The following is a 6,438-nucleotide window of genomic DNA, read 5'->3' on the forward strand; positions in this document are numbered from 1 at the left end:
GCCGACCACGGCGGCGTGATCACGCTTCGGGATGCCCGGGGGGGCTTCGCGAGGCGGTGCGCTGGTTGGTACGCGCCGGCGATCTGGTCCCGCTCCTGCCCGGTTGCTATGCGGCGGCCGGGTTGGCCGATGAGCCGCTGATCCGCGCGGTCGCGATGCGCAGGTACGCACCCGATGCGGTCCTGATCGGTCGCTCGGCGGCGATGTTCACGGGCTGGCCTGAACTGGCGCCGACGATGCTGACCGTCGCGGCGCCCCGACGGCGGGTGCCGTCACGTCATCCTGGTTATGTGTGGACCCGGCGCCCGATCGATCCCGAATGGGTTCAACAGTCCGGTGGGATCAGCTGCACGAACCAGTTCCTCACCGCAGTGGATCTGATTCCGGAGCTGGGTGGGCAACCGGTGGACGATGTGCTGCGCCGACACCGGGAGAACGGGGCCTGGGCGTTGGGGCAGCTGTGGCGGGCCTTCCATGCGCATCCGAACCGGCCGGGCAACACGGTGCGCCGCCAGATCCTTGAGGACTCCCGCGATCGGCCGTGGTCGGAGGCCGAGCGATTGGCACACCGGCTGCTCCGGGAAGCCGGACTTGACGGATTCCGGACCAACTTCCCGGTGAGTGTCGATGGCTCGCTGTTCTATCTGGATGTGGCATTCCCAGAGTTGAAGCTCGCGATCGAGATCAACGGCTTCGAGCGGCACGGTCAGCGCCAGGTGTTCGAGGACGACCATCCGCGGCGGAACTCGGTGACGCTCGACGGCTGGTTGGTCCTCGAGTTCACCTGGCGGATGATCACCGAGCACCCGGATCTCTTCGTGGCCACTGTGTTGCGCGGCATCGAGCAGCGCTGACCAATCGGTAGAACCCCATTTCTCGACCCCAGTCCGTGAGTGGTGACGAGCGGATGCGGGTTTGCGGGCCGCCCCCGGAAACGAGGGGCCAATTATGGGGTTTTACCGATAGGTAAGGCGGATCGCGACCTAGTCGGTCGAGGGGAGCAGCCCGGCCTCGCGCAGGAATACGAGGTACTTCGGATCCTCGTCCTCGAAGATCTCGCGGCCCTCCTGCATGTAGGCCCCGATCAGGGCGTTGGCGGCCGCATCGGTATGACCGAGTTCGAGTTCGGTCTCGCCCAATCGCAGCTGCACATAGGGATTCCCGAGGCCGCCGGGGCACTGGGATGCCTCGTAGAACGCATCGCGCGCCTCGGCATACCGGCCCGCGAAGAAGTGTGCGTCACCGATCGAGGCGTTCAACCAGGTCGAGGCCTCCCACTCCCGCTTGGGCTCGGGGATCAGTGCCAGACCGGCGCGGAAGCGGGCGAGTGCGCCGTCCCAGTCCTCCTCGTCGAGCAGATCGGTACCGGCCTCGGCCACCTCGTCCAGTTCATCGGCGATGTGCTGCGGCAGTTCCACCGGGGTCTCGCTCATTGCGGTCGTCCTCTCCTGGCCACGTCGAGATATTCCTTGCGTCCTTCGAAGACCGTCGGGCCGAACTCGTCGAGTACGTCGGTGAGGATGCGTTGGGCTTCGTCCTTCTTGCCGGTGTTGTAGTCGAGGATGCCGACGAGGATGCGGGTGGAGGGATCGTCGGGGCCGTACTGCTCGGTGTAGCGGGGGATCCACACGCGGAGCGCATCCCACTCACCGATTTCCTCCAGGGAATCGGTGCACCACCCGACCAGTCCCTGGGTCTCCCATTCCAACACCGGCCGAGGCAGGATCTTCCAGGTTTCCTCTGCGGCCTGTGCGAGCGCTGCACCGTCGCCGTCATCGATGGCCTTGTCCATCCGGGCTTCGAGTTCGTCGAGTTTGGGATCGAGCTCTTCAGGAAGAGGCTTGCGCTGATTCACGGTGTTCCTCCTTGTCGTTGCATCGCCACATTAACGCCCGCAATTCGGACCTGCCGAAGCCTGTTCGCACCGTCATGGGATCTCAGCCGTGTCGTGCGAGGGGGCGGCATTGCGATACCGATTGGAGTTGGTGCGGCCCCTTGCCATGTTGTCGGGACCATACTCGAACTCGTAGTTGTCCGGATCGTTCATCCAATCGCGGTTCTGCTGCGGGCTCGTTCGACTGCCACGAGTGGTCCAGTGATCCACGGCATCGACCGGGTTGTGGCCCATGTGAGCCTGCTTGAGCGGGCGAAGTGTGCCGTTCGCGTCCCGGATTCGCAGCTTGTTCAGGTCTCTGGGCGTCAAACCGTTGGGGTAGTTGTCTGGATTGATGGGCCGGCCGCGGGCATCGAAGATCTTGCCCCTCTCCGCCATCCGCTTGAAGACCTTCTGACCGGTATCCGAGAGCTTTCCCGGGGTCTTCCCGAGGAACTTCTCCCGCAGCCGCTTGGTCTTCTTGAAGGTGTTCGGATCCACCCCGCTCTTCGCGATCCGCCGGGCCACCTCATCGGCGCTCTTCGCGCCCTTGGTGAAGGTTCGCGGGATGCGCAGATAGTCATCCGCGTACTTCAGGATGAAGCCACCAGCGGTCTTGGCGACCGTGCCCTTGCCGCTCATCGATGCCCTCTCACGGTGTCACGGTAGGCAGCGCAGGGGTCACCCGCTGGCTTCGACTCGCTGCGCTCGCTCAGCCGGCGTACCAGGGCGGCTGCGCTCGCTCAGCCGGCGTACCGGGGCGGCTGCGCTCGCTCAGCCGGCGTACCCTTCACACCTTGCGGATGCGTACCCACTTCACCTCGTGGTTCTCACCCTTGCGCAGGATCGCGGTGGCGCGGGAGCGGGTGGTGCGGATGTTCAGCGCCAGGTTGGGGCCATTGATGGTGTCCCAGATGTCACCGGCCAGCTGGACCGCCTGCTCGTCGCTGAGCTCGGCGTACTTGCGGAAGTAGGAGCGCGGATCGCGGAAGGCGGTCTCCCGCAGCCGCATGAACCGCTGCAGGTACCAGCGTTTGATGTCGGCATCGGCGGCGTCCACATAGACCGAGAAGTCGAAGAAGTCGCTGACCGCCAATCCGGTCCTGCCGTCGGAGCGCTGCCGTGCCGGTTGCAGCACGTTCAGCCCCTCGACGATCAGGATGTCGGGGGAGCGGACGGTCACCTGCGCACCCGGGACGATGTCGTAGACCAGGTGTGAGTAGACCGGCGCGCTGACCTCCGGACGCCCGGACTTCACCTCCATCACGAAGCGTTGCAGCGCCCGCTGGTCATAGGACTCGGGGAAGCCCTTGCGGTTCATCAGCCCGCGGCGCTGCAGTTCGGCATTCGGGTGCAGGAAGCCGTCGGTGGTGATCAGCTCGACCCGCGGGTGCTCCGGCCAGCGCGACAACAGGGCCTGCAGCAGCCGGGCGGTGGTCGACTTGCCGACCGCGACCGAGCCGGCGACGCCGATCACGAAGGGGGTACGCCGGCTGCTGATCCCCAGGAATTCGTTGGTGGAGGCGTACAACTCACCGGTGTGCTGCTCGTAGAGGGAGAGCAACCGGGTGAGTGGCAGGTAGACCTCCGCGACCTCCTGCAGGCTGATCGGATCGCCCAGGCCGCGGAGCGCGTCGAGCATTCCCTGGTCGACGGTCATCGGCACCCGGGGGGCCATCTCGGTCCAATCGGCCCGGGCTATCTGCACGTAGGGACTTGATACCTCCTCGCGCACCCCGCCGTCGGATCTGCCCTCTTCGTCGGACGCCATGCTCCGCATTCTGCCGTACGTGGACCGGGCAAGTACGCTCGTGCCCATGTGTGGAATTGTGGGTTACGTCGGTCACCGGTCGGCCACCGAGGTGGTCGTCGAGGGGCTGCGCCGACTGGAATACCGGGGCTATGACTCCGCCGGGATCGCGCTGGTCGCCGAGGACAAGATCGTCTCGGCGAAGAAGGCCGGCAAGCTGACCAATCTCGAGACCGCGCTGGCCGCCGAGCCGCTGCCGGAATCCGGTACCGGTATCGGGCACACCCGCTGGGCCACCCACGGCGCCCCCAACGACATCAACGCCCATCCGCACCTGTCCGCCTCCGGCCGGGTCGCGCTGATCCACAACGGGATCATCGAGAACTTCGCCGCGCTGCGTGCCGAACTGCTGGCCGAGGACATCGAACTGGTCTCCGAGACCGATACAGAGGTGGTCGCCCAGCTGCTCGGCCGCGAGGTCGACGGCGGTACCGATCTGCCGACCGCGATGCGCCGCGTCTGCCACCGGCTGGAGGGTGCATTCACCCTGGTCGCGGTCGATGCCAGCGACCCCTCCCGGGTGGTCGCCGCCCGCCGCAACTCCCCGCTGGTGGTCGGCGTCGGCGAGGGTGAGAACTTCGTCGCCTCCGATGTCGCCGCCTTCATCGAGTTCACCCGCGAGGCGATCGAGCTAGGCCAGGACCAGATGGTGGTGATCACCGCCGACGACTGGACCGTCACCGACTTCGACGGCAATCCGGCCGAGGTACGCCCCTTCCACGTCGACTGGGATCTGTCGGCCGCCGAGAAGGACGGCTACGACTGGTTCATGCGCAAGGAGATCCACGAGCAGCCCAAGGCGCTCGCGGACACCCTCCTCGGCCGGTACGCCCCCGATGGTGCGTTGGCGCTCGACGAGCTGCGGATCTCCCAGGCCGACCTGCGCAGCATCCGCCGGATCGTCATCATCGGCTGCGGCACCGCGCACTACGCCGGGATGGTGGCCAAGTACGCCATCGAACACTGGACCCGGGTGCCCTGCGAGGTCGAGCTGGCCAGCGAGTTCCGTTACCGCGACCCGATCGTCGGCCCGGACACCCTGGTCGTGGCGATCTCCCAGTCCGGGGAGACCGCCGACACGCTGATGGCGATCCGGCACGCCCGCGAACAGGGCTCGAAGGTGCTGGCGATCTGCAACACCAACGGTTCCACCATCCCGCGCGAGTCGGATGCGGTGATCTACACCCACGCCGGGCCGGAGATCGGGGTCGCCTCCACCAAGGGCTTCCTCACCCAGGTGCTGGCCTGCTATCTGCTGGGGCTCTACCTCGCCCAGGTGAAGGGCACCAAGTTCGGCGACGAGATCGCCCAGGTGATGGGTGAACTGGAGCAGATGCCGGAGCTGATCCAGCAGGTGCTGGACGAGCAGCAGCCGGTGCTCGACCTGGCCGAGGCACTCACCGGTCAGCCGTCGGTGCTCTTCCTCGGCCGACATGCCGGCTTCCCCGTGGCCCTGGAGGGTGCGCTGAAGCTGAAGGAGCTCGCCTACATCCACGCCGAGGGATTCGCCGCCGGTGAGCTGAAGCACGGCCCGATCGCGGTCATCGACAAGGACCTGCCGGTGTTCGTGGTCGTCCCGCCGCGCGGCCGGGACATGCTGCACGACAAGGTCGTCTCCAACATCCAGGAGATCCGCGCCCGCGGCGCCCGGACCATCGTGCTCGCCGAGGCCGAGGACGACGAGGTGGCCCCGTACGCCGACGTGCTGATCGGGTTGCCCAAGGTGCAGACCCTGCTGCAGCCGCTGGTCGCCACCGTGCCGCTGCAGATCTTCGCCTGCGAGCTCGCCACCCGGCTCGGCCACGACGTCGACCAGCCGCGCAACCTGGCCAAGTCCGTCACGGTGGAGTGAGATTCGCGCCACGCCGGTTGAGCGAGCGAGGCACGAGCGAGTCGAAACCAGGTGACCTATCTGACGCTGGCGGCCGGTACCGCCCCCGCCGCGGAGATCGAGGTGAAGCGATCGCGGTTCCTCGCGGTCGTGCGGCGAGTCGATGACGAGGCCGCGGCCCGTGCGGTGATCGAGGAGCAACGGCGTACCCATCGCGATGCGCGGCATCACTGCACCGCGTTCATCCTCGGACCGGCGCCGGCGATCATGCGCTCCAACGACGACGGCGAACCCAGCGGTACCGCGGGTGCGCCGATGCTGGAAATCCTGCGTGGCAAGGAACTCTCCGATGTGGTGGCGGTGGTGACCCGTTGGTTCGGCGGCACCCTGCTCGGTACCGGTGGGCTGACCCGGGCGTACGGTGACGCCGTCCGGGCGGCGCTCGAGGGTGCGCGGCTGGTACGCCGGGTCGAGTGGGTCCGGTTGGACCTCGACCTGCCGCACGCCGACGCCGGCCGCGTCGAGGCCGAGCTGCGCGATGCCGGGGTGGCCGTCCTCGGCGCCGATTACGGCGCGTCGGTCCGGCTGCGGCTGACCGCCGATGACCCCGATGCGCTGACCGCGCGGATCGCCGAACTCACCGCCGGAGCGAGTGCGCCGATCCCCGCCGGTTCGGTCTGGGTCGACCTGCCCGTCACGGTCATCGAGTAGGCCGCCATGCGCAGCGGAGCGGAGCGATGGCGGCCGACGGTCCTATAGATCGTCAAGTGGTCATGAGGTCGGTTTTGAGGTTTCGGTAGATGGTGCGGGCGAGGTGGCGTTTGAGGCATCGGATGGTTTCGGCGCGGGTCTTGTGTTCGCTGGTGCGTCGGTGGAAGTAGGCCTGGGTGTCGGGGTCGCGGCGCAGCCGGCCGATGATGACCA

Annotated in this window: 7 protein-coding genes; 3 read left to right on the forward strand and 4 right to left on the reverse strand. The window is 67.2% G+C overall.

The genetic code is table 11. The annotated features are described in order from the left end of the window. Window positions 1–56 precede the first annotated feature (56 nt). A complete protein-coding gene (locus BI335_RS06730; protein WP_094429987.1) occupies window positions 57–854 on the forward strand; it encodes a DUF559 domain-containing protein in 798 nt (265 codons plus the stop codon). 129 nt (window positions 855–983) lie between these two features. Here the strand turns inward: BI335_RS06730 and BI335_RS06735 are convergent, their stop codons facing one another. The 4 genes from BI335_RS06735 to coaA all read right to left on the reverse strand — a co-directional run bounded on the left by BI335_RS06735 (window position 984) and on the right by coaA (window position 3,644). Continuing rightward, a complete protein-coding gene (locus tag BI335_RS06735) occupies window positions 984–1,433 on the reverse strand; it encodes a tetratricopeptide repeat protein (RefSeq protein WP_229119473.1) in 450 nt (149 codons plus the stop codon). Further along, complete coding sequence (locus BI335_RS06740) at window positions 1,430–1,855, reverse strand: hypothetical protein (protein WP_094429988.1); 426 nt, start codon at window positions 1,853–1,855, stop codon at window positions 1,430–1,432. The genes BI335_RS06735 and BI335_RS06740 overlap by 4 nt, the downstream gene beginning before the upstream one ends. Window positions 1,856–1,927: 72 nt before the next feature. Further along, window positions 1,928–2,515: a GH-E family nuclease gene (locus tag BI335_RS06745; RefSeq protein ID WP_094429989.1), complete on the reverse strand. Its 588-nt coding sequence runs from the start codon at window positions 2,513–2,515 to the stop codon at window positions 1,928–1,930. Window positions 2,516–2,663: 148 nt separating this feature from the next. Beyond that, window positions 2,664–3,644, reverse strand: a complete 981-nt coding sequence (gene coaA, locus BI335_RS06750; RefSeq protein WP_094360101.1) for a type I pantothenate kinase — start codon at window positions 3,642–3,644, stop codon at window positions 2,664–2,666. A 46-nt stretch (window positions 3,645–3,690) separates the two neighbouring features. Here coaA and glmS point away from each other — a divergent pair, with 46 nt between their 5' ends. Further along, window positions 3,691–5,535, forward strand: a complete 1,845-nt coding sequence (gene glmS, locus BI335_RS06755) for a glutamine--fructose-6-phosphate transaminase (isomerizing) (RefSeq protein ID WP_094359823.1) — start codon at window positions 3,691–3,693, stop codon at window positions 5,533–5,535. A 51-nt stretch (window positions 5,536–5,586) separates the two neighbouring features. Next, window positions 5,587–6,225, forward strand: coding sequence for an IMPACT family protein (locus tag BI335_RS06760; RefSeq protein WP_094429990.1), 639 nt, complete (start codon window positions 5,587–5,589; stop codon window positions 6,223–6,225). Window positions 6,226–6,438 lie beyond the last annotated feature (213 nt).

It is taken from the genome of Enemella evansiae (assembly GCF_002250705.1).
Taxonomy (GTDB): domain Bacteria; phylum Actinomycetota; class Actinomycetes; order Propionibacteriales; family Propionibacteriaceae; genus Enemella; species Enemella evansiae.

Excerpts from the sequence above, each read along its gene's own strand:
- BI335_RS06735 (WP_229119473.1), bottom strand. The coding sequence starts at position 1,433 with ATGAGCGAGACCCCGGTGGAACTGCCGCAGCACATCGCCGATGAACTG.
- coaA (WP_094360101.1), bottom strand. The coding sequence starts at position 3,644 with ATGGCGTCCGACGAAGAGGGCAGATCCGACGGCGGGGTGCGCGAGGAG.
- BI335_RS06745 (WP_094429989.1), bottom strand. The coding sequence starts at position 2,515 with ATGAGCGGCAAGGGCACGGTCGCCAAGACCGCTGGTGGCTTCATCCTG.
- glmS (WP_094359823.1), top strand. The coding sequence starts at position 3,691 with ATGTGTGGAATTGTGGGTTACGTCGGTCACCGGTCGGCCACCGAGGTG.